Source organism: Leptospira inadai serovar Lyme str. 10 (assembly GCF_000243675.2).
GTDB lineage: Bacteria > Spirochaetota > Leptospiria > Leptospirales > Leptospiraceae > Leptospira_B > Leptospira_B inadai.
The window spans coordinates 576,068-600,883 of the sequence record NZ_AHMM02000015.1; the positions used below are offsets into that span (position 1 = coordinate 576,068).

At 44.8% G+C, this 24,816-nt stretch carries 26 protein-coding genes; 15 read left to right on the plus strand and 11 right to left on the minus strand.

Annotated elements, in window-relative coordinates; genetic code table 11:
- Nucleotides 1-21: 21 nt before the first annotated feature.
- From LEP1GSC047_RS06425 to LEP1GSC047_RS06435, 3 genes are all read right to left on the minus strand, one after another.
- Nucleotides 22-1,140 (minus strand): SpoIID/LytB domain-containing protein, encoded by a 1,119-nt coding sequence (locus LEP1GSC047_RS06425; protein WP_010411555.1) that lies wholly within the window; start codon nucleotides 1,138-1,140, stop codon nucleotides 22-24.
- A gap of 61 nt (nucleotides 1,141-1,201) precedes the next feature.
- Nucleotides 1,202-2,545 carry a class I SAM-dependent RNA methyltransferase gene (locus LEP1GSC047_RS06430; RefSeq protein WP_010411553.1) on the minus strand — a complete coding sequence of 448 codons (1,344 nt, stop codon included), beginning with the start codon at nucleotides 2,543-2,545 and terminating at the stop codon, nucleotides 1,202-1,204.
- Nucleotides 2,546-2,599: 54 nt separating this feature from the next.
- Nucleotides 2,600-3,040, minus strand: coding sequence for a hypothetical protein (locus tag LEP1GSC047_RS06435; RefSeq protein ID WP_010411551.1), 441 nt, complete (start codon nucleotides 3,038-3,040; stop codon nucleotides 2,600-2,602).
- Between the two features lie 58 nt (nucleotides 3,041-3,098).
- Here LEP1GSC047_RS06435 and LEP1GSC047_RS06440 point away from each other — a divergent pair, with 58 nt between their 5' ends.
- Nucleotides 3,099-3,566: a hypothetical protein gene (locus tag LEP1GSC047_RS06440; protein ID WP_010411549.1), complete on the plus strand. Its 468-nt coding sequence runs from the start codon at nucleotides 3,099-3,101 to the stop codon at nucleotides 3,564-3,566.
- 113 nt (nucleotides 3,567-3,679) lie between these two features.
- Here the strand turns inward: LEP1GSC047_RS06440 and LEP1GSC047_RS06445 are convergent, their stop codons facing one another.
- Together LEP1GSC047_RS06445 and LEP1GSC047_RS06450 are read right to left on the minus strand one after the other, a co-directional pair.
- Nucleotides 3,680-4,162 (minus strand): DUF3015 family protein, encoded by a 483-nt coding sequence (locus tag LEP1GSC047_RS06445; RefSeq protein WP_020988487.1) that lies wholly within the window; start codon nucleotides 4,160-4,162, stop codon nucleotides 3,680-3,682.
- Between the two features lie 11 nt (nucleotides 4,163-4,173).
- Nucleotides 4,174-4,671 (minus strand): DUF3015 domain-containing protein, encoded by a 498-nt coding sequence (locus LEP1GSC047_RS06450; protein ID WP_010411545.1) that lies wholly within the window; start codon nucleotides 4,669-4,671, stop codon nucleotides 4,174-4,176.
- A gap of 223 nt (nucleotides 4,672-4,894) precedes the next feature.
- On the opposite strand from LEP1GSC047_RS06450, the gene LEP1GSC047_RS22335 reads away from it, so the two are divergent.
- The 5 genes from LEP1GSC047_RS22335 to LEP1GSC047_RS06475 all read left to right on the plus strand — a co-directional run bounded on the left by LEP1GSC047_RS22335 (nucleotide 4,895) and on the right by LEP1GSC047_RS06475 (nucleotide 9,563).
- On the plus strand, nucleotides 4,895-5,026 hold the full coding sequence (locus LEP1GSC047_RS22335; RefSeq protein ID WP_020988247.1) for a hypothetical protein: 132 nt from the start codon (nucleotides 4,895-4,897) through the stop codon (nucleotides 5,024-5,026).
- A 443-nt stretch (nucleotides 5,027-5,469) separates the two neighbouring features.
- Complete coding sequence (locus LEP1GSC047_RS06460; RefSeq protein ID WP_010411541.1) at nucleotides 5,470-5,970, plus strand: DUF3015 domain-containing protein; 501 nt, start codon at nucleotides 5,470-5,472, stop codon at nucleotides 5,968-5,970.
- A gap of 19 nt (nucleotides 5,971-5,989) precedes the next feature.
- The gene (locus LEP1GSC047_RS06465; RefSeq protein WP_010411540.1) at nucleotides 5,990-6,484 is read left to right on the plus strand and encodes a DUF3015 domain-containing protein; all 495 of its coding nucleotides are present in this window, start codon (nucleotides 5,990-5,992) and stop codon (nucleotides 6,482-6,484) included.
- A gap of 66 nt (nucleotides 6,485-6,550) precedes the next feature.
- Complete coding sequence (locus LEP1GSC047_RS06470) at nucleotides 6,551-8,722, plus strand: Lnb N-terminal periplasmic domain-containing protein (RefSeq protein WP_010411537.1); 2,172 nt, start codon at nucleotides 6,551-6,553, stop codon at nucleotides 8,720-8,722.
- The gene (locus LEP1GSC047_RS06475; protein WP_039934184.1) at nucleotides 8,685-9,563 is read left to right on the plus strand and encodes an alpha/beta hydrolase; all 879 of its coding nucleotides are present in this window, start codon (nucleotides 8,685-8,687) and stop codon (nucleotides 9,561-9,563) included. Before LEP1GSC047_RS06470 ends, LEP1GSC047_RS06475 begins: the two co-directional genes overlap by 38 nt.
- Here the strand turns inward: LEP1GSC047_RS06475 and LEP1GSC047_RS06480 are convergent.
- From LEP1GSC047_RS06480 to LEP1GSC047_RS06490, 3 genes are all read right to left on the minus strand, one after another.
- Nucleotides 9,542-10,072 (minus strand): hypothetical protein, encoded by a 531-nt coding sequence (locus tag LEP1GSC047_RS06480; RefSeq protein WP_010411532.1) that lies wholly within the window; start codon nucleotides 10,070-10,072, stop codon nucleotides 9,542-9,544. The genes LEP1GSC047_RS06475 and LEP1GSC047_RS06480 overlap by 22 nt on opposite strands.
- On the minus strand, nucleotides 10,072-10,716 hold the full coding sequence (locus LEP1GSC047_RS06485) for a hypothetical protein (protein WP_010411531.1): 645 nt from the start codon (nucleotides 10,714-10,716) through the stop codon (nucleotides 10,072-10,074). Before LEP1GSC047_RS06485 ends, LEP1GSC047_RS06480 begins: the two co-directional genes overlap by 1 nt.
- A 71-nt stretch (nucleotides 10,717-10,787) precedes the next feature.
- Nucleotides 10,788-11,354, minus strand: coding sequence for an LIC12231 family lipoprotein (locus tag LEP1GSC047_RS06490; protein WP_010411528.1), 567 nt, complete (start codon nucleotides 11,352-11,354; stop codon nucleotides 10,788-10,790).
- A gap of 843 nt (nucleotides 11,355-12,197) precedes the next feature.
- Here LEP1GSC047_RS06490 and LEP1GSC047_RS06495 point away from each other — a divergent pair.
- On the plus strand, nucleotides 12,198-12,542 hold the full coding sequence (locus LEP1GSC047_RS06495) for a hypothetical protein (protein ID WP_039934364.1): 345 nt from the start codon (nucleotides 12,198-12,200) through the stop codon (nucleotides 12,540-12,542).
- Nucleotides 12,539-12,880: a hypothetical protein gene (locus LEP1GSC047_RS06500; protein WP_010411524.1), complete on the plus strand. Its 342-nt coding sequence runs from the start codon at nucleotides 12,539-12,541 to the stop codon at nucleotides 12,878-12,880. The genes LEP1GSC047_RS06495 and LEP1GSC047_RS06500 overlap by 4 nt, the downstream gene beginning before the upstream one ends.
- Before the next feature lie 134 nt (nucleotides 12,881-13,014).
- On the opposite strand, the gene LEP1GSC047_RS06505 is transcribed toward LEP1GSC047_RS06500, so the two are convergent.
- On the minus strand, nucleotides 13,015-14,187 hold the full coding sequence (locus LEP1GSC047_RS06505; protein ID WP_010411522.1) for a tetratricopeptide repeat protein: 1,173 nt from the start codon (nucleotides 14,185-14,187) through the stop codon (nucleotides 13,015-13,017).
- A gap of 145 nt (nucleotides 14,188-14,332) precedes the next feature.
- On the opposite strand from LEP1GSC047_RS06505, the gene LEP1GSC047_RS06510 reads away from it, so the two are divergent.
- The 3 genes from LEP1GSC047_RS06510 to LEP1GSC047_RS06520 all read left to right on the plus strand — a co-directional run bounded on the left by LEP1GSC047_RS06510 (nucleotide 14,333) and on the right by LEP1GSC047_RS06520 (nucleotide 18,117).
- Nucleotides 14,333-16,447: a sodium-translocating pyrophosphatase gene (locus LEP1GSC047_RS06510; protein ID WP_010411520.1), complete on the plus strand. Its 2,115-nt coding sequence runs from the start codon at nucleotides 14,333-14,335 to the stop codon at nucleotides 16,445-16,447.
- 233 nt (nucleotides 16,448-16,680) lie between these two features.
- Nucleotides 16,681-17,268: a hypothetical protein gene (locus tag LEP1GSC047_RS06515; protein ID WP_010411518.1), complete on the plus strand. Its 588-nt coding sequence runs from the start codon at nucleotides 16,681-16,683 to the stop codon at nucleotides 17,266-17,268.
- A 291-nt stretch (nucleotides 17,269-17,559) separates the two neighbouring features.
- A complete protein-coding gene (locus LEP1GSC047_RS06520; protein WP_238325528.1) occupies nucleotides 17,560-18,117 on the plus strand; it encodes an NADPH-dependent FMN reductase in 558 nt (185 codons plus the stop codon).
- A gap of 44 nt (nucleotides 18,118-18,161) precedes the next feature.
- On the opposite strand, the gene LEP1GSC047_RS06525 is transcribed toward LEP1GSC047_RS06520, so the two are convergent.
- The gene (locus tag LEP1GSC047_RS06525; protein WP_010411514.1) at nucleotides 18,162-18,647 is read right to left on the minus strand and encodes a GNAT family N-acetyltransferase; all 486 of its coding nucleotides are present in this window, start codon (nucleotides 18,645-18,647) and stop codon (nucleotides 18,162-18,164) included.
- Between the two features lie 87 nt (nucleotides 18,648-18,734).
- Between LEP1GSC047_RS06525 and LEP1GSC047_RS06530 the strand changes: the two genes are divergently transcribed.
- Complete coding sequence (locus LEP1GSC047_RS06530; protein ID WP_020988407.1) at nucleotides 18,735-19,586, plus strand: hypothetical protein; 852 nt, start codon at nucleotides 18,735-18,737, stop codon at nucleotides 19,584-19,586.
- Between the two features lie 314 nt (nucleotides 19,587-19,900).
- Here the strand turns inward: LEP1GSC047_RS06530 and LEP1GSC047_RS06535 are convergent, their stop codons facing one another.
- Nucleotides 19,901-21,298, minus strand: a complete 1,398-nt coding sequence (locus tag LEP1GSC047_RS06535; RefSeq protein WP_010411509.1) for a glycine--tRNA ligase — start codon at nucleotides 21,296-21,298, stop codon at nucleotides 19,901-19,903.
- 105 nt (nucleotides 21,299-21,403) lie between these two features.
- On the opposite strand from LEP1GSC047_RS06535, the gene LEP1GSC047_RS06540 reads away from it, so the two are divergent.
- From LEP1GSC047_RS06540 to LEP1GSC047_RS06550, 3 genes are read left to right on the plus strand one after another with little or no spacing between them, the layout of a single operon-like run.
- Nucleotides 21,404-23,083 carry an energy transducer TonB family protein gene (locus tag LEP1GSC047_RS06540; RefSeq protein WP_010411506.1) on the plus strand — a complete coding sequence of 560 codons (1,680 nt, stop codon included), beginning with the start codon at nucleotides 21,404-21,406 and terminating at the stop codon, nucleotides 23,081-23,083.
- Nucleotides 23,080-23,853: a PrsW family glutamic-type intramembrane protease gene (locus LEP1GSC047_RS06545; protein ID WP_010411503.1), complete on the plus strand. Its 774-nt coding sequence runs from the start codon at nucleotides 23,080-23,082 to the stop codon at nucleotides 23,851-23,853. The genes LEP1GSC047_RS06540 and LEP1GSC047_RS06545 overlap by 4 nt, the downstream gene beginning before the upstream one ends.
- A complete protein-coding gene (locus tag LEP1GSC047_RS06550; RefSeq protein WP_010411500.1) occupies nucleotides 23,843-24,751 on the plus strand; it encodes a 50S ribosomal protein L11 methyltransferase in 909 nt (302 codons plus the stop codon). Before LEP1GSC047_RS06545 ends, LEP1GSC047_RS06550 begins: the two co-directional genes overlap by 11 nt.
- Nucleotides 24,752-24,816: the final 65 nt, after the last annotated feature.

The window sequence follows — 24,816 nt, forward strand, 5'->3', positions numbered from 1 at the left end:
CTATGCGATGAACGATCGATTCTATTTCGTGATTCGGGCAAAATCGATCCCTTGATAATAATGGCGAAGAATTTCGGTATAGGAATAATTTTGTTTTGCCATTCCGAAACTTCCCCATTGACTTAATCCCACTCCGTGCCCTGATCCCATTCCTTTAACTAGGAAGCCGTCGTGCTCGCGTTTGATCCCGAAGCGAAGCGATTTTACGGAAGAGCCCAATAGGCTACGGAACTCTTTCCCTTTGATTCGACTCGTTCCTTTCGAGCCTATGACTTCCATCAAATCCACTCTTCCGGACGGGGTTCTGGATAAAATTTGGACGGAATGTATACTACCCGCTCCCAGGGACACTAAGGCCTGATCGATTTTATCCTGATTGAGGACTTCCTTCCAGACGAAATTATCTCCTGCGTCGTCGAAGCGGGACGAAACCGATTCCAGATAGGGAAGTCTTTTACCGCCCCAAACTTGATCCGGGGTCTCCGTTTTTCCCCCGCTATTCGAATGGAAAAAAGTGTGAATCGGATCCTCGTCGAAAACCGCCAAAACGCCTTCGGTTTCGCGAACCGCTTTCGTAGTTTTCGGATTTTCCTTATCTAAGCCGGCGTATGCTTGGGAACTTACCGTCGCTTCCACATCGTAGGAAGAATCTTTCTTATTCAACATTTCGCGAACCGCATAGGTTCTGGAGCAGATCGCCTGCGCCTTCAATGCTTCCGTAGGCCAAGTGGCGGGAACCTCCGAAGGAACCACCGCGTACAAATATTCTTCCAAGGGAACCGCGTTGATGATAAGCGAAGTACCGGATCTATCCGGTTGTAGAATAATTTCCCCTCGATATCGTTTCCCCTTGAATTCGATTCCGGTAGTTTCGGAGACGAAGCGGATCGGAGCCTTGATTTTTCGAGCGTCGATGGAAACGATATCATATGCGCGCTTGATCAAAAGATCGTTTACGTCGAATACCGAAATGGTTCCATCCGCTTTTATGATCAGATCGGAATCTGTTTTTCCCAATAGCACTCGGATCTTATCCACCGACTTCATCTGATGGGGAGGATTCCAGGGCTTAATCACGACGGTGTTGCAGCCGATCGCCAGCGAGATAAGTAGAAGTGAATATAAGACGCGAAATTTCATCGTTCGGAACCCTGGGAATTTGTCTCTTTGGGTACTGTATCGAACGAAATAGAGGGATCCTTCAGCTATTTTTGGGAATTAAAAGCGCGACCGCTTCCAAATGAGGGGTGTGCGGAAAGGGGTCGCATATGAGTAAATCTTCGATTTCGTATGATTCCGATAAGATTCGGAGATCCTCCAGTAGTTTTTCCGGATTGCAGGAAACGTAGAAAAATTGGCCGACTCGGCTTCGGTTTAAGAGGGCGCAAAGTTCGGGAGATAAACCGCTCCTGGGCGGATCGGCGATTAACACCGAGTCGGATTGGAGAAGCCCGGTCGCTTCCAATTTTTCCAGACCTTTTTTATGGAATAAGTCGACGGACAACATTTCCGATTTCTTATCGGGAAATTCCCTTTGCAGTACGGACAATCCGGCGGCAACCGAGGAAGGAATTACATCGATTCCTAACAGGTTCGGAAATTCCCTGCCGAATAAAAGTGAAAAGAAACCGCTGCCGCAGAATAAGTCGATAAGCGTTTTCTTACCGGCAAGCCTTCGCTTTACAAAATCCAGAATATGCAAAAATTCTTTTGGGTTGGGTTGAAAGAAACCGTCGAACGGGATCAGGAAGCTGTGGTCCAAAACGATATCGACCAGGCTGTCTTTTCCTCGAACGACAAGGCTTTCCCCGGATGCGGATATTTCTCCTTTTTTGCGATTAAAGCAAAAAACTAGGTTTTTACCGATCGAAATCCGCTTTGCGGCTGCGGCGACTTTCTCTAATAAAGGATTTTCTTTAAAATCCTCCGTAAATGTGAAGATCGTCATCGAATCGTCAGTGAACACGGATTTACGAAGAGTAACGTATTTTAGGAATCCTATCTCCTTCTTTCTGTCGTATTCTATGCCGGGAAATTCGGATAAGAATATTTTTATGCGGCTCAATTCCTCGTTGGCCCAATCCGATTGTATCTCGCAATTATCTAAGAGAATTATTTTTCGGAAATTCCCGGCCATCCTAAGACCGACGATTTTATCCGGGAAAACCGCAAAGTCCATTCTGTTTCTATAATGGTATTGCTCTACAGCGGGTTGAACGGAAAAATTTTCGATTCCGCGCTCTAACAGGCCCTGCCGAATCGGTTCGAATTTTAATTCGAACTGTTTTGCATATTCCAAATGCTGTCCCGAGCAACCGCCGCATTGGCCGAAGTGGGCACATTTCGGAACTACATCACGTTTTTCTAAAGAATCCGCCTGCCATTTATAAAAAAATTTACGTTTTCCGAATTTAAAAACCCGGTAGACGTCTCCTACGAGAGAGTAGGGTATTTCGACGGATTTTCCGCCCAATTTTCCGGAACCTCGCAGGTTCCGCCCGAGTCTTTCGATCGTGATGACGCCCGTAGGTTCGATATTATCCATGCTTGACATTACGATACGCGTTTGCTCGACGTGAAAGGATACCGAGTCTCGGCTTCACTTAATCTCGATATTATCCAAACCTTGGTTGGCAAAGATCTCCTCGTACTTCGTAATATAGGGAGCCTCTTTTTCGATTCTTTCTTCGATCGCCATAGCCGCAATTCCGTCTTCGCCGTATTCGATCGCAAAGTCTCGACGAGCCATCCTATGAATCAACTCGTCCCAAAATAGTTCGTTATCGTATTCGGAGATGATATCGAAGATGTCCGTTTGATCCTCGAATTTTCGGGTCGGATAATAGACGTTATCCGCGGCATCATAGTCGACGAATTCCTGCTTTCCAAAATCCTTTGCGAATGACAGGATGTATTGTTCGAGTTCGGAATAAGCCGTCGTTTCTTCGCTGCCTTCGTTAAAGGCGTTGATCATCCAGCTCGAAATAGCGATGGATTTAAGCAAAGTCTCGAATTGCTCCGGTGTGAACTCAATTTTCATTAGAAATCCTCGGTATGGGGTCAATTTTACCCGAATGCCACTAGGGGAAACAAGATTTTTGAAGAAATTACGCGCTTCTCTGTTTACGATTTGGCTTATCGGTTTGTTCGCTTCTTGTGCGACCTCCGCCAAATTTCAGTCCTTGGAAAAGACGACCGACGCGCGGGCATTACTCTACGTCCTGCGTCCTTCCCGAATGGCGCTCTCTCTTTGGTCCTTTCGAGTGGAATTATTTCAGTACGAAGGGTCCTTCACCTCGGATAAGAAATCATTGATCGCTAGTTGGAGTTTGGATTCCGCGGATTTTATAAAAGTCCGATTGGATCCCGGTTTTTATTCGCTTCGCTGTAAGGACATGGATAAAATATTTTACGCGAAAGAAGGGGAAATTCTTTTCCTATCACTCGAGCTATACAATAGGGGGCCTTTTTCGCTTCCGGGCTTGTTTATAAAAAGTTTAAACGCGGAGGATGCGCTTCGTAATTTATTGGAAGGGTCAAGGATGAACGAAATCGGTGGAGGATAAATCCGTTCTCCACTCGACGAAATTCGAGCGTCTATTTCGTCCTTGGATAGTTGATGCAGTCCTATTGCCCAATAGAATAAAACCCCTTCCGTCGGATCGAAAGGGGTTTTCTATCAAAGTTGGCAGGTACTATTCAACTTTTGATTGGAAGAGACTTCCTGTCTTATTTTCTGCAGGAAGGAGTCCGGAGAATCCTGATTAAAAAGTACGGCATACTTCTCTTTCCCGATTCTGCTGAATGTCGCCGAATCCGAGCAACCCATCAAAGAAGCCAATGCGCCGACTCTTTCTCCGCTTCCCTGAGCGAATTCCTGCTCCAGATAGCGGTAGTTCACATGGACGAAGATTTCCTGCGCTTTTTGTTTTTGGGCAAGGCTAGCCGTCTTACAATTCAAGGTGCCTGTGGAGATTCCGAAAGTTTGATTTCCTAAGGTACCGTTCACGGTAGCTGCGATGACTTGGTGGACCTTTTTATTCTCCGTGATTACTACCGATCCGAGTCCGCAACCTGCGGCTCCGTATCCGTCTTTTGCCGCGATATAAGTCGGTAAAATCGCTAGAGTGACAACTAATAATGTTAATAAGAATTTCTTCATGTCGTTTTCCATTAAATCTTGCAACTACGAGATAGAGTTTCGTCTTCTCGAATACCGTCTTTTACTGCGGAAAGAAGGGTCGATGGAGTCGTCTCTTTTACGAAGAGCTTTGCATAGTTCGTTTTTGCCAACAAACCGAGTTGGTTAGCGCTTTCGGGACTGCAACCGAGTAGATGCGAAAGGGTATTCAATTTTTCCCCACTTCCGCTGGACATTTCCCGCTCTAACGATTCAAAGTTTTGAGCGATGAAAATTTCCTGAGCCTTTTCATTCTTTACGATTCCATCCGTCGTACAATTGAGCGAGCCGGTGGAAATTCCAAACGTTTGGTTCGCGGATGTTCCATTTGTCGTCGCGGCTAATACTTGAAGAACGGTCGTATTCTTGCTAAAAATAACCGAACCGAGTCCGCATCCGGCAACTCCATAACCGTCCGCGAAGATGCTATTTGCACTGGATCCGAGCAGCAGGAATGTACCTAAGCCGATCGAAATTAGTCTTTTGTCCATAAACTAATCTCTCCTATATTTTAATTAAAGAAAACATGTGATCTACCGAAATGGTTATGTCAACCAGAATAAACGACGGTCCTTTTTGAGAGGGCTCGAAGTAGGTTCCGATGGAATCTAAAATTTTTACTCGGGTTTCGTTCGCGAAGGTTTCGTCGATTGAAATTAGACTTTTTAAAAGGTTTATTTTTGAGCGCAAAATACCTTCCGGGGAGGCGTCGGAATGATCGAAAGAACGTATCCGGCAATTTCGAATTACGGACGAGCGGAACCCGACTCGATCCATCGTTTCGAATTTGGAAAAGAGAATCCAGGCTATCGGGACGGACTCGAAGAGGTGGTCGAGTCGTCGTAAATTCTATTTTTATAATTCTATTAATGATCATCGATTTCGGAAGAAGGAATTACCGCTTTGCAAATGCGATTTAAAACCTGCCTAAATAAATCATGCTAAGCGAATTGATATATGTCAAAGGGGGCGCGGAGCGTATTTAAATAGGTCGTTCTATATCGATTCATTTTTAATAGGGAAGTAGGATTCGAAACGGCGATTTTTAGAATGAATTCGAGTTACGATTTAGTCGTAAACTTATTTCCAATATAATTCCGGCTTTGTGTAATAAGATAGAAACGGGATGTTTGAGCTATCCTAAGTAGGGTAAAGAAAATAAAAAATCGATTTATTTCTGTCGTTCGACCTTTGAGGCTTCGGACTCTCGCAAGTAGCGCAAAAAAGTCATTGACTGCCGACTTTTCCTGAATACGGTGAAGCCCTATTTTTCCTTAGGAGACAGTAGAATGAAAAACCGATTATTGGCAGTTCTATCAGTTACTGCTTTGGCAGGTGCGTTATTTGTATCGCCGAGAGTGGAAGCGAAAGGCTATGGGATGGCGGGATGCGGCTTAGGCTCTCTGGTCATAAAGAGCAACGATATTTCTCAGATTTTTGCGGCAACCTTAAATGCGACCGGGATTCAGACATTCGGAATTACTTCAGGAACTTCAAATTGCAGTTCCGACGGAATTGTCCTGAAAGAGAAAGCCCAGGAGCTGTTCGTGACCGTTAATTATGAAAGTCTCGAACAGGAAATGGCATTAGGAAAAGGTGAAAAATTAAATACGTTCGCTCAGCTATTAGGATGCACTTCGGATATTTCTTCGGCACAATTCGGTAAAATGGCGAAGGACAAATATTCTTCTCTGATTCATTCCGATACTACTCCAGCACTTCTACTTTCAGCCGTTAAATCTGAAGTTCGTAAAAACGAAAGCCTCTCAAAAAGCTGCGCTTTACTATAAATTCGGAGAATAAAAGATCATGAGAAAACTTATTATTTTATCCTTTATTTCTTGTTTTGCATTCTCTTTCGGAATTGCGAATCTTTCGGCGAAAGGTTATGGGCAAGCCGGTTGCGGTTTGGGTTCGATCATAATTAGCGGAAATGGAATCGAGCAAATTTTTGCGGCGACGACCAACGGGACTTCATACAATCAGACCTTCGGAATCACTTCCGGAACTTCCGGCTGCACGAAAGACGGAATCGTTCGGACCGAAAAAGCTCAGGAAATTTTCGTCCATATGAATTACGAAAGCTTAGAGCAGGAAATCGCAAAAGGACAGGGGGAAAAGCTCAGTAACTTGGCATCTCTTTTCGGTTGTCCTAAAGACTCGAAACGTTTTCAAACGGTCGCGAAGGAGAATTATTCCAGAATCTTTACCTCTGCGTCTTTAAAAGATCCGAGCCTGGTGCTGACGAATTTAAGAAGCCAAGTCGGAAGTGACTTAGAACTCAAAAATTCCTGCAAGATTTAAAAATCGGTTTGCAGCCTTTTAATTAAGAAATACCCTGGGGAGCTAAGACCCCCAGGGTATTTTTTTGTGACGAAAGTCAAACGTCTTACTTTTATATTAGTCTTCTTTCTCATCCTTTCCCTTTTCGGCCAAAGCAAAAAAGAGCCGGAGCTTTCGGGCGAAAACTCCAATTCAAAAATTGAAGAGGAGCCTGTGACTTCTTCCGAGTCGGAACCACCTCGCGTTATTCTTCCGAAACCGGAGGACGAGTTGAAACGAAATCGATTTTATTCGACTTTTATTCCTACCGATCCGACCCAATCCGTTTATCTAAACGATTTGCTCAAACGGATTGATGAGAAAAAATTGTACGAGGAAAAACACTGGTATCGTCTACAGCGGTATTCCAAAAATCTTTGGGGAGGCGTGGAAAGCGAGTCCGACAGCGTTCTCTATTTTCTTTCTCCGGAAGGAAGAGTAAACCCAGCTGAAGAAATGAGGGCTACGATCCGCGCCTTTTTTGCGCCGGAACCGGTCGAGGAAGGAGCCATGCATCCTCAATGCATTTATCCTGAACGGTATTTTTGGCTGAAGCAGAAATTGTCCTTTAATGGGGCGCTATTGCAGGAACGCGAATGCGCCCGGTTTCAAAATTGGAGGGAGGCATTGGATCCTGGAAGCATCACGGTCGTATTTTCGTCCTTTTATATGCAATCACCCGCTTCCGTGTTGGGTCATACTTTATTCAAAATCGATTCGGCTAAAAATGCGGACTCGGAACTTCTGGATTACGGAGTAAATTACGCCGCGAACACCGACGACACGAATCCTTTTACCTACACTTTTCGAGGATTGACCGGAGGTTATCCGGGAATGTTCGCCCTTTTTCCGTATTACCTTAAAGTAAACGAATACAACGATATGGAAAGTCGTGATCTTTGGGAATATCGTTTGAACATTTCCAAGGAAGATCGAGAGAGATTTTTACGCCATTTATGGGAGATGGGGAGGAATTATTTCGATTATTACTTTTTTACTCAGAATTGTTCCTTCCATATGCTAGGACTGCTCGAGGCCGCCGATCCCGATCTTGATATTTCCAGCAAGGCAAGTTGGATCGTAGCCCCTCCGGATACCGTAAAGATATATTTATCCGTGCCGGGTTTAGTGGTGGATCGCAAATATCGCCCTTCGCTTTACTCCAAAGTGAAACAAAAAATCGTAGCAATGACGTCCGAAGAGAAGGAGATGTATTGGTCTCTTCTGGACGGGGAAAAGGAAATCGATTCCGTAAAACCGATCGGAATCAGATACCCTTTGATTCTGGATACGCTTTTAGATTCCTACCGGTACAGAAAATCGAGAGATAAGAGTTCGGAAGCCGAGCAAGCCAGATATAGAAAGTTTCTGCTACTTCGAAGTAAAATTAACGAGCAGATTACGATTAATGAAAATGAGGAAATGACGACTCCACCGGAAGATTCGCATTCTCTTAGTCGAGTTTCGACAGGATTCGGTTTTTCTAATGTGGGGCCCTTTGCGGAATATAAATACAGAGTCGCATATCATGATATTTTAAATACGGATCGCGGACATGTTCCGAATTCGGAAGTCCAATTTATGAATTTTACGCTTCGCAAATACGAAGCGGCTCCGCTGGAATTTACCTCTATGAATCTGGTACGTTTGCTGTCTTTTACCCCGTATAATGCGGTTTCGAAACAATTTTCGTACGGAATCGATATTGGAACGGACACCGTTATGGTGGAAAAGGAGAAATTCCAGAAAGATTTGAACGTAAATCGGTTAGGTGCTTTACTCACCGGGGATCCGACCGCTCAACTTTTAAATATGGATGCCGTAGCGAGGGGTGAGAAAGATGGGCGCGAATATATCCGGAAACAGGCCGGAAATTTCGAGGTTCTATATGGGTATTCTTTTCAGGACGAATTCTCGCAAAAAAAAGCTCCGGTTTTGATTTCATTTCTCGGCGGAGTAAAAGCGCAGCCTGCTGCGTTTTTCAACGGGGGAGTCCGATACGGACCCGAAGCCGTCGTCAGCGTCTTAAAAGAATACGGATCTTGGAAATTTCAATTGTACGGAGCATATCAATATTATCAGGGAAGCGGAAACGAAAACAACTATTCGGGGAATCTTAAAATTCGCTATCTGATAAATAAGAATAACGAATTGAGATTCGAGGTAAATTCTATGAGGTATTATGCAGAAGCTTTACTTTCTTATAATTTTCTTTTTTAAAACAATTTGTCTGTTCTGTTTGATAAACGGTTTCGCTTGCACTAGCTTATACTATCATCCTTCAAAGCAGGAGTATTTTTCTCCGGAAAAACTCGGTTTTTACAGCAAAAATATATTCTTAACCGCCAAAGACGGAATTCGTCTTCATCTATGGCAAATAACCGATCAACATAAATCGTCGAACGAACCGAAAGGAGTTATTCTTCAGTTTCACGGTAACGGGGAAAATATGACTACGCATTTTATTTCGTTGGTATGGTTGGTTAACCAAGGCTACGAATTATATACGTACGATTATCGGGGTTACGGACTTTCCGGCGGCGAACCCGATCCGGAAAGCATTTACAAGGATAGTCTAATCGTCTTGGATTACGTCCATTCATACGCGAAATCAATTCATAAAAAACTTATCGTTTATGGACAGAGCCTAGGAGGTGCAATCGCCCTGAGATCCATTCCGGATATGAAGGAAAAAGGGAATCTAGGTCTGGTCGTAGCTGACGGGACTTTTTTTTCCTACCGTTCCGTCGCCAAGCAAATAGCAAATAAGACCCTATTCCCTCCGATTGGATTTCTGCTCGCTCCGTTTTTCAGCGACGTAGCCAGTCCGAAAGAATATATTCCGAAGATCGCTCCTGTTCCGCTTTTAGTCATTCATGGCACTAACGATCCGGTCGTTCCGTTCGATAACGGAAAGGAAGTTTTTCGATTGGCCTCCGACCCGAAAATTTTTTGGGAGATTCGAGGAGGAGGTCATGTGGACTGGATGCAATTAGGGCGAAGCGACGGGGCAAAAGATTTCCTGAAATTATTGAACGGTTATTTCGAGGTTTCCAAATAGATTTTAGAAGGCTCTCGGATTAATTTTTTGTCCTCTAATAGATGCGTTAGAGCCGTTTGTTTTTCTATTTCCTTTAAAAAATACTCGGGGCCCGAGAACTCGCTTTTACTAAAAATGATGAATTCTAAGAAACGCACTTCTTCGTTCTTTAGCTTGAATATTTTTTCGACGGATTCGTCCGAATTTAAAGTAAGTTTATAAAATCCTTCCGGCAAATTTTCCATAAAAAAGGAACCGTTAGACAATCGAATCGTACCTATTTCCTGCGGATTCTTGTCGGTTTTGAAATTTCCCGTATATTTGTACAAACGAAAGGAATAGTTCCAAATCGCCATTTGGGTTGCGATCGGGCGAATTACGTAAAGTATTCCGGAATTCTTATTAGGAGTTTCTAATATTACGAAATGATCTTTGCGAGTGCAGGAATTGAGTTGGGAAATCGATAGGTTCAAAAACAGGATTATAGATACTCGCTTTAAATAGTGCGCGATTTTGTTTTTTGAATGCATTAGAAATGATTACTCTCCGGAATAACGATCCTGGCAATTTCGGAGTTATACAAGCCTAAAACGAATCTCTCTTCTCCGGTCTGATATAAACCGAACGCGTATATTTCGAACAGAAACGCGGCACCGAAACCGTAACTACCGTCGACTCGATCGTCGCAGGCTTCCGTATTTTCCAGGGGAATTTTGGGAGATCGCAGGCTGACGTACGGAAATCCTTCCGGACATTTCGAATGTGTGAATTCCCGTCCGTCGGCATGTCTCGCTTCGTGAATTAAAACTAAGGCCTGTTCCACTTTTGGAAGAGTAAAAAAATCTTTACCAAGTACGACCATACCGTCGTGAAAATAAGCTATATATTTCCCGGTAGGTCCCATCTTGAAAACTTTAATTCGAGAATTGAGCCATGCGGATAAATCCGCGCCCGAAAAAGAAAACCCGAAGAGTTTCCGAAAATTTGATTTTCGACGGTAAAAGCTTTTATCGATATGCAATCGATTCGAATTCAATTCCTGAATGTAAAACTTTAAAGATTCGATCTTAAGAGATTCTTCGGCGTTCGGTACACGCAACGTCCAATCCGAAAAGAAATCGCATGCCAGCAAGGGAGAAGTAGACAGAAAGAGAATCGTTATTATCCGTATCATAGATTCAGATTCGTTAGACGTTGCCTGTCACGATAGATTAGGAGATCCGACAGAATCACCCCTTTCGGATTCTATTTTAGAAAGTCCTTCGAATCCGCGAAGAACTTATTCGTTATCGCCGCAAAGGCTTCCTGCTCATTATAAGTGGATGCGTTTATCCAAACGACCGGAAGCATAAGAATCCAGGCGAAAACTTTTCTGCGAATCGGATACGTGTATGATTTTACGGGAGATCCATCTTTCGAGATTTGGAACTCCACATCGTAGCCGTCCTCTCTACTCCAAGCCGGAAGTATCGTTAAAGTTGCCATGGAAAAATATCCGAATAGGATCGCCGGAATACTGGGGGGGACGGACTCGATTTGAACTCTTACAAATAACCCCTTTGCCGGCGGATTTGCAGTGGATATCGTTTCGGAAAAAGGGGTTTCCTTGGCAAAAATTTCTTTCAGACGATTTTTCCCTTTGAAAATCGTTCCGTTCTCGATTTTATAATATAGAATACTCTTGCCGGTCGTCTTTTCGGGAGCTTTATGGATGAACTCTTCCGGGAATTGATGATAATCAATGCAGGTATTTAAGAAGAAAAAAATTGAAATGATTCCGAGTGAAACAGAACGAATCCGAGATCTAAGCATGGATTCATAGGAGACTTTTTCGAATTCGTGTCAAGATAATAAACGACGTTGGTCCGAGGCCGGTTCTAACCTTGGACTTCTTTCAAGCAAATAAATTCCTGTCGATCGGAATATCCTCGGTTTAGCGATTCGATTTGAACCTCCTTTTTTTATTTTTAAACGAATCGGTTTATTGTAAAATTTACTAGCGGCTTATATCCAAAATTGGATATAAGCGATCGATAGACTCGTTACCTAAGCAAACACCTTCCCCAGGAATTGCGGAAAGCCGCCGCAAGAGAGATCGTAGATTTTCTATCTTATTTTTTCAAAATAATAAAAAATTATTTATTATTTTGGTATTTTTATATTACTGTAGAATTTGATAGTTTGATAAATTTTATTATTTTTAATAGCATTTACGGTTGGGAATACTAGGGATTTGCAAGAGTTGAATCGTGATTCGTAATCGAAGCCTCTAAATTTTCGAGGAGCTTTAGAGTCATTGGTGTCTCGTTTTACGTTTATCGGTGAAATGATTTTATTTGGATTTATATGATAATTTTAGGATTTTGAAAATAGAGGTTCTCGTTGTTGGAGTAAATTTTAACTTTTTGAACTCTATTCGCGAGAGTTTGGATAATTTTCGTATGATTTAAGTGAGACTGAGCGGACCGAGAATGTCTCAAGAATCTATTCGTCCTCTCGGTTTATTCCTTTTTTGATTCCATTTATAATAACTTTAATATTCTATATTTGAATATAATTTTTATATTCATTATTTTAAATAAGGCATGTTATTTTAAATATATTAAAAATACGAATATTCTTTTCAAAAAAGTCGCGCCGGTGGCTTTTGGTCGAATGAGAAAGAAGAATATTACTTTGTTATTGGTTCTTTTTCCGTTACTGATCGGATCGATCGCATGTACTTCCGGGGAAGTACTGATCCAGCCGAAACTAACGGGAAATGAAAAGGCTATTCGGAGAGTAAACGGCGAGGCATGCGGCTTTTTGGGCCTTGGTTTCACCGCCTATTATTTTCTCCCGATCATGCATAATTCTAGAGTGGACCGTGCCTATTCGAACGCTCTAATGCAGGCGCCGGGAGCCGTAGCTCTTACGAATATTACGATCGAGGAAAGCTGGACATGGATCTTATTAGGGACGTTACGTTGTCTAAAAATTTCAGGGGACGCAGTACAATGAGATACAATTCGTTACTAATGAGCGCGATCGTCGCGTTGTTTTTCATCGGCTGTGATTCGACTCGGCTCGTAATTCCCGAAGCCCCTGTAGTTAAACCGCCGACAAAAGGACAAACGATTTCCAGTTATCCGATCTCGGCGGAATCTTGCGGATTTCAACTTCTTCTATTTATTCCGATCGGAATTAATTCCAGACAGGGAGAGGCGTATTCGAAATTGACGGCTCTTGCCGCCGGCAGTAGAATTTCCGATCTTAGGATGGAAGAATCCTGGTACTATGGTTTAGTCGGGACTGGTTATTGTACTCGATTCTCGGCGTTGGCAAACCGAATTAATTAAGACTAGAACGGTTATCGAGGGGTTGCAGATCCTTTGATAACCGTTATTCCAAGATTTTTGTAGCAATCCTAGGTATCGGAAATTGACTGAAAGCCTATACTCGAAACGGAAGATCGGTGCTCGGTTTCCTCTGCCTATTCCCCTGCGGACGCATTTTCCAAAAATGACTCGAAGCTTCTATCCAGATGATAAGGACCGGCAAACCTGGATAAATCGTTTTCCCTTTCTTGGCTTCGGAGGGACAAATATCTTTGTCGCAAATCGGAGATGGCTTTCTCGGATTCGTCGGTCCTTTCGGATTTCTTGATTTCGGATATAGCAAAACTGAGTATTTCCCAATTAAATCGAGTTTGCTTCAATAGAGTTTCCCATTCGCTCCCGGATAGTTTTTTCTTCTTCAAAAGAACGTCCTCCAGCAAATCCATTGCGAGTGTATCGTTAACCGAACCGTTTTGGAGATAGATTCTCCGAATCGGTACTAGATAGTCTTTTTCAGGAAGCTGACTTTGTTGTAAGGCCAAGAGCAGCGCCCTTCTTGCCAATGCGCAGGAATCCACGTATCTCTTTTGGTCCAAGTATTCCATGGAAAGAATATGTTGAAAAACCGGATCGTCCCGGAAAATTACCGCGCGTTGGATCAATCCTTCCTCGAATAATTTCGGGTCCTTGTTTCTATAGGAAAGTATGCAGGTTCGATGGAGGTCCTTATTTTTCGGAAAAAACGGGAGAAATTTACGGCAACGAGAAATGACAATCTCGTCTTTTTTACCGGATTGTAAAATGCGAATTTCGTCCAAAAGCGCTCGTTCATCGGAGGCGTACGGATTAGAGACTTCTAATTCCCGTACTGCATTTTTGTAATATTCTAGGTTTCCGGTTCGCGAGGCCCAAACCATCGCGCGATAACGAAGTTCGGCGTCATCGGGTTGTTTCGCTAGGATCACTCTGGCCGTTTCCAACGCCTTGTCGGGGAGGCGAAGTCTATCGTATAGCTCCGTCATTTCCCTTAGCAGAGGTTGTTGGTCCGGCTGGAGCTGTAAGCTGTGCCGAAAATTCCGCAATGCGTCTAATTCGCTCCCTTGTCCCAATTGGGCTTTTCCCAACACCCAATAATAGCGAAAGTCCCGAGCTTCTCCGGTCTCGTCCGCGATCCTGAGTTTTTCTAAAGCCTGCTCGTATCTTCCCCTCCGGACTTCCTCGGCGGCTTGCTGTAGGAGTTCCTCCCAAGAAAAGGTTGAATTCAAGGGTAGGATGGATTTTATAGTGCAAATAACTAGAAAGAACCAAATGGAAAATGTGCGTCGCATTATAGGAGCCCGCCCTGGAGTGTAAGCTTCGTATACACGGTCGAATGCATTCGTATGCAACCAAGATCCGCCGTGCCCCAAAAAATGCTCATTCCCATCTTTTTAAACCATCGGACATTTTAAAAAAAACAAGAGGTTTCTCTGAATGAATTCGGTAACGATTATTCTGTCCTTGGCCGTCCTGGCAATTTTGACCGCCGTAATTTACGCGCTTAAGGTCACCAGGATTACCATCGGAACCGAGGGCGGTAAAGACCAAGAATCCAAAAAATTGGTCGAGATCTCCTCCGCTATTTCGGAAGGCGCTATGGCCTTCCTGGTTCGGGAATATAAAACTATTTCCCTGTTCATCGGCTTTATGGCCTTGTTGATCTTCTTTCTTTTAGATAACCCGGAATCGGCCGATTTCAACGACGGCCTTTTTACGGCTATTGCATTCGTTTCCGGAGCGGTCATTTCCTGCCTTTCCGGTTTTATCGGAATGAAGATCGCGACTGCCGGGAACGTCAGAACGGCCCAAGCGGCAAAAACGTCCATGTCGAAAGCCTTCAGGGTCGCTTTCGATTCTGGTGCAGTGATGGGTTTCGGTTTAGTCGGTCTGGCCGTTCTTGGAATGATCGGTCTTTTCCTTCTCTACACCAGCATGTTTCCGAACGTCAGTAAGCTTTTTCTAATGGAAGCACTCGCAGGATTCGGTTTAGGCGGATCGGCAGTTGCCCTTTTTGGTCGAGTCGGCGGCGGAATTTATACTAAGGCAGCCGACGTGGGTGCCGATTTGGTCGGTAAAGTCGAAAAAGGAATTCCCGAGGATGATCCTCGTAACCCCGCAACGATTGCGGATAATGTCGGAGATAACGTAGGCGACGTGGCGGGAATGGGCGCCGATTTATTCGGTTCCTGTGCGGAAGCTACTTGCGCCGCGCTCGTGATCGGAGCCACTGCAGCGGGCCTTTCGGGAAACGTAGACGCGCTTTTGTATCCGCTATTGATTTCGGCGTTCGGAATTCCTGCATCTCTTTTAACTTCGTTTATTGCTCGGGTAAAAGAAGGCGGTAACGTCGAGACCGTCTTAAAGATCCAGCTTTGGGTTTCGACTCTACTGGTCGCCGCGATCATGTATTTCGTGACCGATATTTACATGACCGATTCTTTCGAGATCGCGGGCAAAACGATTACGAAATGGAACGTTTACGTTTCCTTAATCGTGGGTCTATTCTCCGGAATGTTTATCGGGCTGATTACGGAGTATTATACTTCTCATTCCTACAAACCGGTTCGTGAAGTTGTGGAAGCTTCCAAGACCGGTGCGGCCACTAACATCATATACGGCCTGGCATTAGGTTACCAAAGCTCGGTGGTTCCGGTAATTTTATTGGTGATCACGATCGTAACCGCGAATCTTTTAGCGGGAATGTACGGAATTGCCATTGCGGCGCTTGGAATGATTTCCACGATCGCAATCGGACTGACAATCGACGCATACGGACCTGTTTCGGATAACGCAGGTGGAATCGCGGAAATGGCGGAATTAGGCAAAGAAGTCAGAAACCGGACCGATACCCTGGACGCCGCGGGTAATACCACTGCGGCAATCGGTAAAGGATTTGCGATCGGATCGGCGGCGCTTACTTCGCTCGCTCTTTTTGCCGCCTTTATTACGAGGACCGGTACGGTCGGTCTGGATATTTTAAACGCGGAAGTATTCGGCGGTTTATTATTCGGAGCCATGCTACCGTTCGTTTTTACCGCCATGACGATGAAATCCGTCGGCAAGGCCGCAGTCGATATGGTGGAGGAAGTTAGGAAACAGTTCCGCGAAATACCGGGAATCATGGAAGGAAAGGCCAAGCCGGATTACAAACGCTGCGTTGATATTTCAACATCCGCGGCTCTTCGCGAAATGATCCTACCGGGTTTACTCGTTCTTTTAACGCCTATCGTTGTCGGTTATCTTTTCGGTATCAAATCTCTTGCAGGAGTTCTTGCAGGAGCTCTTGTCGCAGGAGTGGTTCTTGCAATTTCTTCCGCAAACTCGGGAGGCGGTTGGGATAATGCCAAGAAATATATCGAGAAAGCCGCGGGGGGAAAAGGTTCCGATCAGCATAAAGCGGCCGTTGTGGGAGATACCGTAGGTGATCCGTTAAAGGATACTTCCGGACCTTCAATCAATATCCTTATCAAACTCATGGCAATAACCAGTCTTGTCTTTGCAGAATTCTTCGTTCAACAAGGCGGACTCCTATTGAGACTTTTCCATTAGGAATCTATTCGGAGGAACTCCTCTATCGAGGATGTTTACTGAAGGATATCCCTCGAACGAGGGATGGAAAAGGGGACCGACTCGGTCCCCTTTTCTGTTTCATAGTATTTTTTGCGTCTGTTTGTTCGGATTTTAAGGAGTTAGAAAATTCTTAAATAGAATGAAGGAAAAGAATTAGGTTGAACGATTTCGGGTTAGAGATTATACTAAAGCCCGATAAGCGGTATTAGCCCATGATTAAAATGAAATATTTGAAAACGAATCATGCTTCGAGTCGCTACAATCTTGGAATCTTTGCGCTATTGCTTGCGCTCCTTTTTCTCAATTGCGGCGCATTGCTGATCACCGAGTCCGAGGCGAATAAAGTTACCCAGAGTTCGAGCCAGACGGATGCTACTTTAGGTTTATTGGGATTATCTCTTTCCAATCGCCCGAATGGCGGGACCTTCTCCCTTGCAAATACCCCGTCCGGACAGATTTCTTTGCCGCAGATGAATTATACGGTCAGTTATCAGATCGTAGGGGCTTCGGTTGCGACTTCGACGAACCTGACGATCTTGATTCAGAAAAGCTGCAGTGCTTTGAATATGTCGGACTCGTTTAGTTTTCCGGGAGCGTCCCCTGCTGCGAACACTTATACGGTGCAATATCCCCAAGATTTCAGCAACGGATCCGTTTCCATCGGCATTGCCATATATAATAGCAGCTATACCACCGATACATGCAGTTATTTGCATATAATCTCCGCATCGAATAATATAGCGTTACCTGTCGGGACTAATCTCGGCACTGCAACGATTAGTTATTGGAATAGCGGTTGAACAGAGGACAGAGCATTGCTGAGCGGAGTTTCCACGTACTAGAGAAAGATTCTTGTGTTTTAGTGGATTTTCCTCTGTCACGGCTGCCTTCCCAACTTCGAGCAGCTTCTGTCTAGCGTGAGCAAAGCGAACGCGTCTGTCCTCAGTCTTCAGTCCTCTGAAAGCGAGCGCATCTGTCTTCTGACCTCTGGTATTTTCAGACGAACAAACGATCCGAATTTAAGTCCAATCGAATATGGCTTTTAACGAGCCGAAGGGCTTTCTTTCAAAGCATTAAAGGTTTATTTATTGGTGAATTCGACTTTGAAAATTCTGGGTATCGTAGGTAGCTTGCGTTCGAGTTCCGTGAATAAGGCTCTACTTTCTGCGGCAATGCGTTCGGTACCGGAATCTGTGCAATTCGATATTTACGAAGGGATCGGAGACCTACCTCTATTTAATCCCGATTTGGAAGGGCAGGAATCCGAAAGTGTTTTGGGTTATCGTTCCGCTTTGCGATCGGCAGACGCGATTATGATTGCAAGTCCGGAATATGCCCACGGAATTACGGGCGTTTTAAAGAACGCTCTAGATTGGGTTGTAGGAAGCGGAGAATTCGTCGATAAGCCGGTGGCAATCTTGAACTCCTCGAAACGTGCCACCATAGCGTATGATTCGCTTGTGGAAATCATGACGGTACTGTCTGCGAATATTATCCGCGAGGCCTCCCTAACGATACCGTTATCAGGTAAAGATATCACGGAACAGGAAATTTTGGCCGATGGTGAATCTACTCATCTCTTAAAAAAATCCCTGGAAGCCCTGCGTTTCGCAATCAAAGCAAATAGCGAGAAACAAATATCGCGATAAGTAAACCGACGGAAAGTTGAAAATATTCATCTAAGCTTGTCGGTTCAATCGACTAATTTTCGAAAACGAATATAGAAAGGATCGAAGCCCAAGGATTTCCAAAAGGCAACCGCATTTTCGTTTTGGGCGATTGCACGTAACTCTATCGCTTTGATTCCCTGTATTTTTGCCCATTCGAAGGTAGCTTCGACGAGAGGTTTCATAAAACCGGATCTTCGCTTCCCTTGTTTCGTGATTGCGAGGTCGATATAAAGGTTTTTTTCCTCTTCGAGATACGGCTTGTCTTCGACTCTTGCGATCAATAGGGAAACCAGTTCTTCTCCGAGAAAGCCGCCTAAAAAAACGATCTTCTCCGTTCCTCGTAGTTTCAGATAAATATCCACCATTTTAGCTGCGGCTCTCGGTCGGATCTTAAATACGCCGTCTAACGTTAGTTTGTTGATGAATCGGAAGAACTGATTTACGAGTTCGATCGCCGCTTCCCGCTGTTCCGGTAAAACGGGTTTTATGATAAAATCTTTTGCATTCATAGTACTACGGAAGAAAAAAGAAACTTGATTTAGGATTAAATCTTTACTGTTATCGAAGGGATGAAAGCTCGATTAGGGACATTTTTTATGCAAAAAAACGCCGGTCGAGTGTTTTTAAATAGGATGGCGGTCCGGAGTTTTTTTAGCGGAATTCTATTCCTAGCTCTCTTCGTCTTCACAAATTGCCAAAACCACCACGAAGGCCTCCCGGCTCCGGTACTCGATTTCATCGTTTTGGATTATGTGATATCTCAAGACCCCGATCGTTCGGCCGTCTATTTTTCGACCGTTCGAAACGTCGGCGTGGAAGTCGCTTATGAAACGGGGGCTACTCCCGAAGACGGAACGTTCACAGGCACTGTCCCGCCCATGCCGGTTTGGGAAGTTACTCGTAGGAATTTGGAAAATGTATTTGCAAATAGGGGTTATTCCGTTTCCGTTTCGACTCCGTCCGGAGTCTCGGGAGAAATGCAGGAAATTCCGAGCCAGGGGAAGGATGTTTGGAGCGTGGGTGATTTAGTCGCTTTAGCCTCGAAGTATAGAAGAAAATCCTCCGATTTTCAAACGGCGAATTTCTTCGTAGTATTCGTGAACGGAAAAATGAAAGACAGCAATATCATAGCAATTACGATTTCGGGAATATTCAATATAGGCGCGCCGGCGGTCTTCGTATTCAAGGATATCATTAACACTTTTCCCGCCCAGTATCGAAAATCGGGAGAGCAGTCGACCGTCGTGCATGAGTTAGGTCATGCGGTTGGATTGGTTAACAACGGAATTCCGATGCAGTCTTCCCACCAGGATCTTTCCCACGGTGCTCATTGCACGAATAAGAAATGTACGATGTATTATTCCATACAATTAGAGAATTTTAATGCATCCACTCCCTTGATCTACGGCGACGAGTGCATAGGCGATATTAGGAATTATAAACCTTAGACAGAGGACAGAGGACAGAGGACAGAGGACAGAGGACAGAGGACAGAGGACAGAGGACAGAGGACAGAGGACAGAGGACAGAGGACAGAGGACAGATAATTATTCCTATTTCCCTGACAACAATTTTTTTAAAATCGAATTATGTTGGAGCTCCTGTGCATTAGATCTTTTCCTCTACCTTAGCTGCCTTTCCGACATTGAGCAGCTTCTGTCTAGCGTGAGCAAAGCGAACGCGTCTGTCCTCAGTCTTCTGACCTCTGAAAGCGAACGCGTCCGTCCTCTGACTTCTGTCCTCTGAACGCAAGCATCTTCGATTAAAGAATTTTTTCCGCAAAGAACGTCTTGAGGTTCGCGATCGGCAGTCTTTCCTGAGACATGCTATCTCTCTCTCTGACGGTCACCGTTTTATCCTTAAGAGAATCGTAATCTACAGTGATGCAGTAAGGGGTTCCGATTTCGTCTTGGCGACGATAGCGTTTTCCGATCGCACCTCCGTCGTCGTATTCCATATTTCCCAAGGAGGATAAATCGGAAAAGATGGAGCGAGCCAGTTCGGGGAGTCCGTCCTTTTTCATCAACGGGAAGACTCCTATTTTTACGGGCGCTACCTTGGGGGCAAAGCGAAGCACGGTTCTAGTTTCCCCATCCGCTAATTTTTCTTCGAAGTAAGCATCGGTAATCGTAGCAAGGAAGAGGCGATTTAAGCCTAACGCAGGTTCGACGACATAGGGAATGTATTTCTTATTGGCGACCTGATCCTGATACTTTAAATCTTCGCCCGAGAATTTTTCGTGCTGAGTTAAATCATAGTCGGTACGGGAGGCGATCCCCCAAAGTTCTCCCCATCCGAATCCGTATTTGTATTCGATATCGGACGTTGCCTCGCTATAAAAGGATAGCTCCTCTTTCTCGTGCTTTCGGATCTTCAGATTTTCCTTACGAAGTCCGACGTGATCGGTCAAAAAACTCAAACAATAATCGACCCAATGCGAGAACCATTCTTTCTGGGTTCCCGGTTCGCAAAAATATTCCATCTCCATTTGTTCGAATTCGCGGGTTCTAAATACGAACTGTCTGGCCATAATTTCATTTCGAAACGATTTTCCGATTTGCGCGATTCCGAACGGTATCTTACGTCTTGTGGTGGAGACTACGTTCTTAAAATTGATGAAAATTCCCTGAGCGGTCTCGGGTCGTAGGTAGATATCCTGCGCGTCTTCGGCGGATGCACCGTGGGACGTTTTGAACATCAGATTGAAATCGCGTGCCTCGGTAAAAGTGCCGCGGTTCCCGCAGGTCGGGCAGGCGAAGTTTCCTTCCTTAATCACCTGATTCATTTTTTCCAGAGTGAGGCCCGTTGCGGCGCCTTCCCCTTTTTGGTCTTCCAAAAATTTATCCGCGCGGATGCGGGCTTTGCAATTTTTACAATCGATCAACGGGTCGTTGAAATTCGAAACGTGACCGGAGGCCTCCCACACTTTCGGATTCAGAAGTATGGAGGAATCCAAGCCCACGACGTCTTCTCGTAAGTGAACGAAATGCTTCCACCAGAGTCGCTTTAAATTATGGAGAAGTTCCGCCCCGTACGGACCATAGTCGAAAGTATTCGAGAGTCCCCCGTAAATTTCCGAACCTGGATAAACGAAGCCGCGTCTTTTACATACGGACACGATATCTTTCAACGATGAATCTAGGGTTTCTTTCTTCTCCATGCATCCAAGAATTCCCGAATCGGTGTTACGATAAAGTATTAAATTCCCGCAAATCCTTCAATTCTTGTTTGCGTTGGAAGACTAGGGAGGTCCAATAGGCGGAGGATGTTCGAGGCAGTGTTTTCCCGTAAACGTCGAATCGTAGAGTGGGGGATTAACTTTCTTTCCTGGATTTCACCGTTCGTCGGATTCGGCATCTTTTTTCCCCTAGGGGTCTTGTTTGCGTTTCCGACCGGAAGAAATGTTAGAAGAAACGCTTTTTCTTCTTTGGCGTTACAAATCGCCATACTTGGAATTTTATATCCTCTCGAAATTATTCAGCTTTTTTCCCCGAAAGCCGAGGAATTCATTTCAATCTTCGTCTTAGTAAGTCCGCAGATATCCGGCTTACACGGATGGTTTATTCTCCCCCTGTTCTTTTTGCTCGGCCTTGTATTCATGCTTCTGCAAGCAAAGTCGGTTCGTTCTAAATTGCGCTCGGGGGATAAAAAGCCTCTAATCCTCGTACCCGTTTTTTCGATTTTGGCCTTATTCGGCGTCTTAATTCTGACCCACCATCTAGCCTTCGAGGATGAGTTCAGGGTAAAGATGGCGCCTTTTGTGGTTTTGTCCGAAAGTATTTGGATATTCTTCCCTTGGTTGATCGCAGTCGCAGGAATGATATCAGGAGGCCGTCCGATCTTTTTATTTCGGAAACCCTGGGCTTGGTTTTCAAAACAGGTTTTCGTTTCTAGAGTTTCCGAGACTAAGGAAACTCCATCCGCTTTTAAGAAACGAAAATATTCGACGATTCGAGACTTATTACTTCCCGGTTGGGGGCATATTTATTCCGGAAATCTTTGGAAAGGATTTCCGATTCTGTTCATTTACTTACTTCTTCTTTTATTCTTTGCGACTTTCTTTTTCTCTTGGATGGAACCTGCATTCGGAATTCGTTATTTAGCCTCTCTGGGTTTGAAGCCCGGGATACCGGATAAGAAATTTTTCGAAGTAGCTTCCTCCTTTTTCCCCTGGTTTATCGCGTTGTTGCTTTTATCGGCGACCAACGGTTTCTCCCATTGGTTATTGCGTAGATCGTTTCGGACGAATTTGCCTGCTCGCGGTTTACGACCCGGGTTCGCGAATAATATCGCGCTCAGCGTTTTGATTCACTTGGTTCTTCTCTCTTTGATTTTAATCATCCCCGCGATGATTAATCGGAAAGCGGATAAGGAAAAATCCAAACCGGAAGGACACTATACTCCTGAAAATACGATGGAATATTATTTCATCGATCCGAACCTTCCTGACGAAGTGCAAGGTTTGAATGGGGGAGTGATCACCGGGACGGAAACCCCGAATACGCAGCAAGGAGAGAAGATTCCGAACGAGAAACCTTCCGACGAGGGGCGGGTCAAAGGAGAAGTAAAACGCATTCGAGGAAAGAAACTTCCTCCCACATATTCCAATTATATTTCCGCCAAAATGCGGGCCTTCGAATCCTTTATGGAATATTGGAAGACGGCTCCACTCAATTATTCCTGCGTAGTTGCATACACGATCACTCCTGAAGGCGATGTCGTTGACGTCGAGCTCGTGGAAAGTTCTCCCTACCCCGAACAGGATCGGAGGACCTTGGAATTGATCGAGAATCTATCTCCGATGATGCCTCCGCCCGGAACCAAGGGCTTTGTTCGAGTGACCGAGCTTTTCTGGAACGGCACCATTAATCCCGAAACTATGCCTACCAAATTACAAAGTGATTTGGTGCAGATGTTCGACGGACGTTATATGGAGGAGTTATGAGCGTCGAACTACTTGCCATCCTGAGTATTTTCCCCTGGGCTTTCGTCTTGGTTTATATTCATCCTAAAATCCCCGTTTCTAAACTCTTGTTTACCCTGTTCGGTGCTCTTGCCTTAGGTTGGCTGGCTACCGAATTGGTTCTGCAGTTGAATGCTTGGTTCTGGCCCAACGTTCCTGTGCCAGGTAAAAAACCTTCCGGGTCGATTCTATCCCAGACGGTTCACATCGCTTTCGTTCAGGCGGGAATGATGGAGGAAGCCTGTAAATCCGCCCTTATTTTAGGATTTTCTTATTTAGTGGCGTATGACAGAACCGCAAAGCGATTCTTACCGGAAGTTTTCCTGATCGGAGGATTTGTGGCGCTAGGATTTGCCGGCGTGGAAAATTATCATTATATACAGTCCGCAAACGAACATGACCGCGTTGCGACCTTCATCGCTAGAACGTTGAAATCCACGAACGCGCACTTACTCATAAACTTATGCTTCTCCCTGTTCCTGATCAAAAGTAATTTTAAGGAGAAGGGGGACAAGGCCAAGTATCTAGGCCAGGCATTCCTGCTTGCCGTTTTTCAACACGGCCTGTTCGATTTTTTCGTACTGCCTAACGGGAGATTCGGAGCCTGGATCGCGATCGCCTTATTCGTCGGGATTTGGGTTTGGATAGTGAAGGATCGAAGAAAATACCTGGTTCCACTTGATGTAGAAATCGTAGATGACGGTAGGGTCCGTCTACCTAACTTGTCCTCAGGACGGTCGGGTGAAGTATAAGGAAGTTAAGGTATCCATACCTAAAGATTTTGCGGAGGAGTTTTCCTCCCTGCTTGATGAATGGCAGGTCGCGGGATATTATGAGATTCTTTTCGATAGGGAAGAAGCTAGAAAACCGGACGAGGAAATTATTTCGGATAATACTCCGATTCGGGTTTACTTAGCGGAAGAAGATCCGACGTCGGAAGCGAAAATCTGGGTTTACCTAAAGGCGATCGCTCCGGAGAATTCTTTCGCCGAATCGAGATGGATCGAAACGAAAGAATACGAAGAAGCTTACAAGGAATTTTATAAACCCTTTTCGGTAGGAGTGTTTTGGATAGTACCAACTTGGGAAAAGGACGATTGGGAAAATGCCAAGGCTGCCGAAATTCAACCTGCCGTTCCCATATACATCAATCCCGGACTGGCCTTTGGTACCGGACATCATGAAACGACCCGATTGGTATTATCCCGACTCGGGGATATCGAGCTGACCGGAAAGCGCGTGGTAGATATCGGCGCAGGTTCGGGAATTCTTTCCGTCGCTGCTTCCAAAATCGGCGCTTCGGAAATTCTCGCCGTCGATATCGATCCGAATGCGGTTCGATCTTCCGGTTTCAATCGGGATGAAAATCAAATCTCCGATTCGAAACTTAGAGTGGAAGAGGGCGGATTCGATCACCCATTAGTCTCGGAAAAAGAATACGATCTCTGCGTCGCAAATATAACCTTCGCCGTCCTGAAGGCGAATATGGAACGGATTGCCTCCTTAAAAACGAATCATTTCCTATTTAGCGGGGTGATAACGGAAAGAAAGGAAGAGTTCCTGGAACTTCTCGCCACCATAGTCCGAGGAAGGTTGGTCTACGAAACCTCTTGGAACGGTTGGGAGTTGATCGAATGGCTTCGCGAATGAGGCATTACCCGGTCGGCTTTCGTCGGCGAACGGAAAACGTTAATCCACTTTAGATTTATTGCATT

Bases quoted from the DNA above. Each gene is read 5' to 3' on its own strand.
- LEP1GSC047_RS06425 (WP_010411555.1), bottom strand. From the start codon at position 1,140: ATGAAATTTCGCGTCTTATATTCACTTCTACTTATCTCGCTGGCGATC.
- LEP1GSC047_RS06430 (WP_010411553.1), bottom strand. From the start codon at position 2,545: ATGGATAATATCGAACCTACGGGCGTCATCACGATCGAAAGACTCGGG.
- LEP1GSC047_RS06435 (WP_010411551.1), bottom strand. From the start codon at position 3,040: ATGAAAATTGAGTTCACACCGGAGCAATTCGAGACTTTGCTTAAATCC.
- LEP1GSC047_RS06445 (WP_020988487.1), bottom strand. From the start codon at position 4,162: ATGAAGAAATTCTTATTAACATTATTAGTTGTCACTCTAGCGATTTTA.
- LEP1GSC047_RS06450 (WP_010411545.1), bottom strand. From the start codon at position 4,671: ATGGACAAAAGACTAATTTCGATCGGCTTAGGTACATTCCTGCTGCTC.
- LEP1GSC047_RS22335 (WP_020988247.1), top strand. From the start codon at position 4,895: ATGATCGAAAGAACGTATCCGGCAATTTCGAATTACGGACGAGCGGAA.
- LEP1GSC047_RS06460 (WP_010411541.1), top strand. From the start codon at position 5,470: ATGAAAAACCGATTATTGGCAGTTCTATCAGTTACTGCTTTGGCAGGT.
- LEP1GSC047_RS06465 (WP_010411540.1), top strand. From the start codon at position 5,990: ATGAGAAAACTTATTATTTTATCCTTTATTTCTTGTTTTGCATTCTCT.
- LEP1GSC047_RS06475 (WP_039934184.1), top strand. From the start codon at position 8,685: ATGCAGAAGCTTTACTTTCTTATAATTTTCTTTTTTAAAACAATTTGT.
- LEP1GSC047_RS06480 (WP_010411532.1), bottom strand. From the start codon at position 10,072: ATGCATTCAAAAAACAAAATCGCGCACTATTTAAAGCGAGTATCTATA.
- LEP1GSC047_RS06485 (WP_010411531.1), bottom strand. From the start codon at position 10,716: ATGATACGGATAATAACGATTCTCTTTCTGTCTACTTCTCCCTTGCTG.
- LEP1GSC047_RS06490 (WP_010411528.1), bottom strand. From the start codon at position 11,354: ATGCTTAGATCTCGGATTCGTTCTGTTTCACTCGGAATCATTTCAATT.
- LEP1GSC047_RS06495 (WP_039934364.1), top strand. From the start codon at position 12,198: ATGAGAAAGAAGAATATTACTTTGTTATTGGTTCTTTTTCCGTTACTG.
- LEP1GSC047_RS06500 (WP_010411524.1), top strand. From the start codon at position 12,539: ATGAGATACAATTCGTTACTAATGAGCGCGATCGTCGCGTTGTTTTTC.
- LEP1GSC047_RS06505 (WP_010411522.1), bottom strand. From the start codon at position 14,187: ATGCGACGCACATTTTCCATTTGGTTCTTTCTAGTTATTTGCACTATA.
- LEP1GSC047_RS06510 (WP_010411520.1), top strand. From the start codon at position 14,333: ATGAATTCGGTAACGATTATTCTGTCCTTGGCCGTCCTGGCAATTTTG.
- LEP1GSC047_RS06515 (WP_010411518.1), top strand. From the start codon at position 16,681: ATGATTAAAATGAAATATTTGAAAACGAATCATGCTTCGAGTCGCTAC.
- LEP1GSC047_RS06525 (WP_010411514.1), bottom strand. From the start codon at position 18,647: ATGAATGCAAAAGATTTTATCATAAAACCCGTTTTACCGGAACAGCGG.
- LEP1GSC047_RS06530 (WP_020988407.1), top strand. From the start codon at position 18,735: ATGCAAAAAAACGCCGGTCGAGTGTTTTTAAATAGGATGGCGGTCCGG.
- LEP1GSC047_RS06535 (WP_010411509.1), bottom strand. From the start codon at position 21,298: ATGGAGAAGAAAGAAACCCTAGATTCATCGTTGAAAGATATCGTGTCC.
- LEP1GSC047_RS06540 (WP_010411506.1), top strand. From the start codon at position 21,404: ATGTTCGAGGCAGTGTTTTCCCGTAAACGTCGAATCGTAGAGTGGGGG.
- LEP1GSC047_RS06545 (WP_010411503.1), top strand. From the start codon at position 23,080: ATGAGCGTCGAACTACTTGCCATCCTGAGTATTTTCCCCTGGGCTTTC.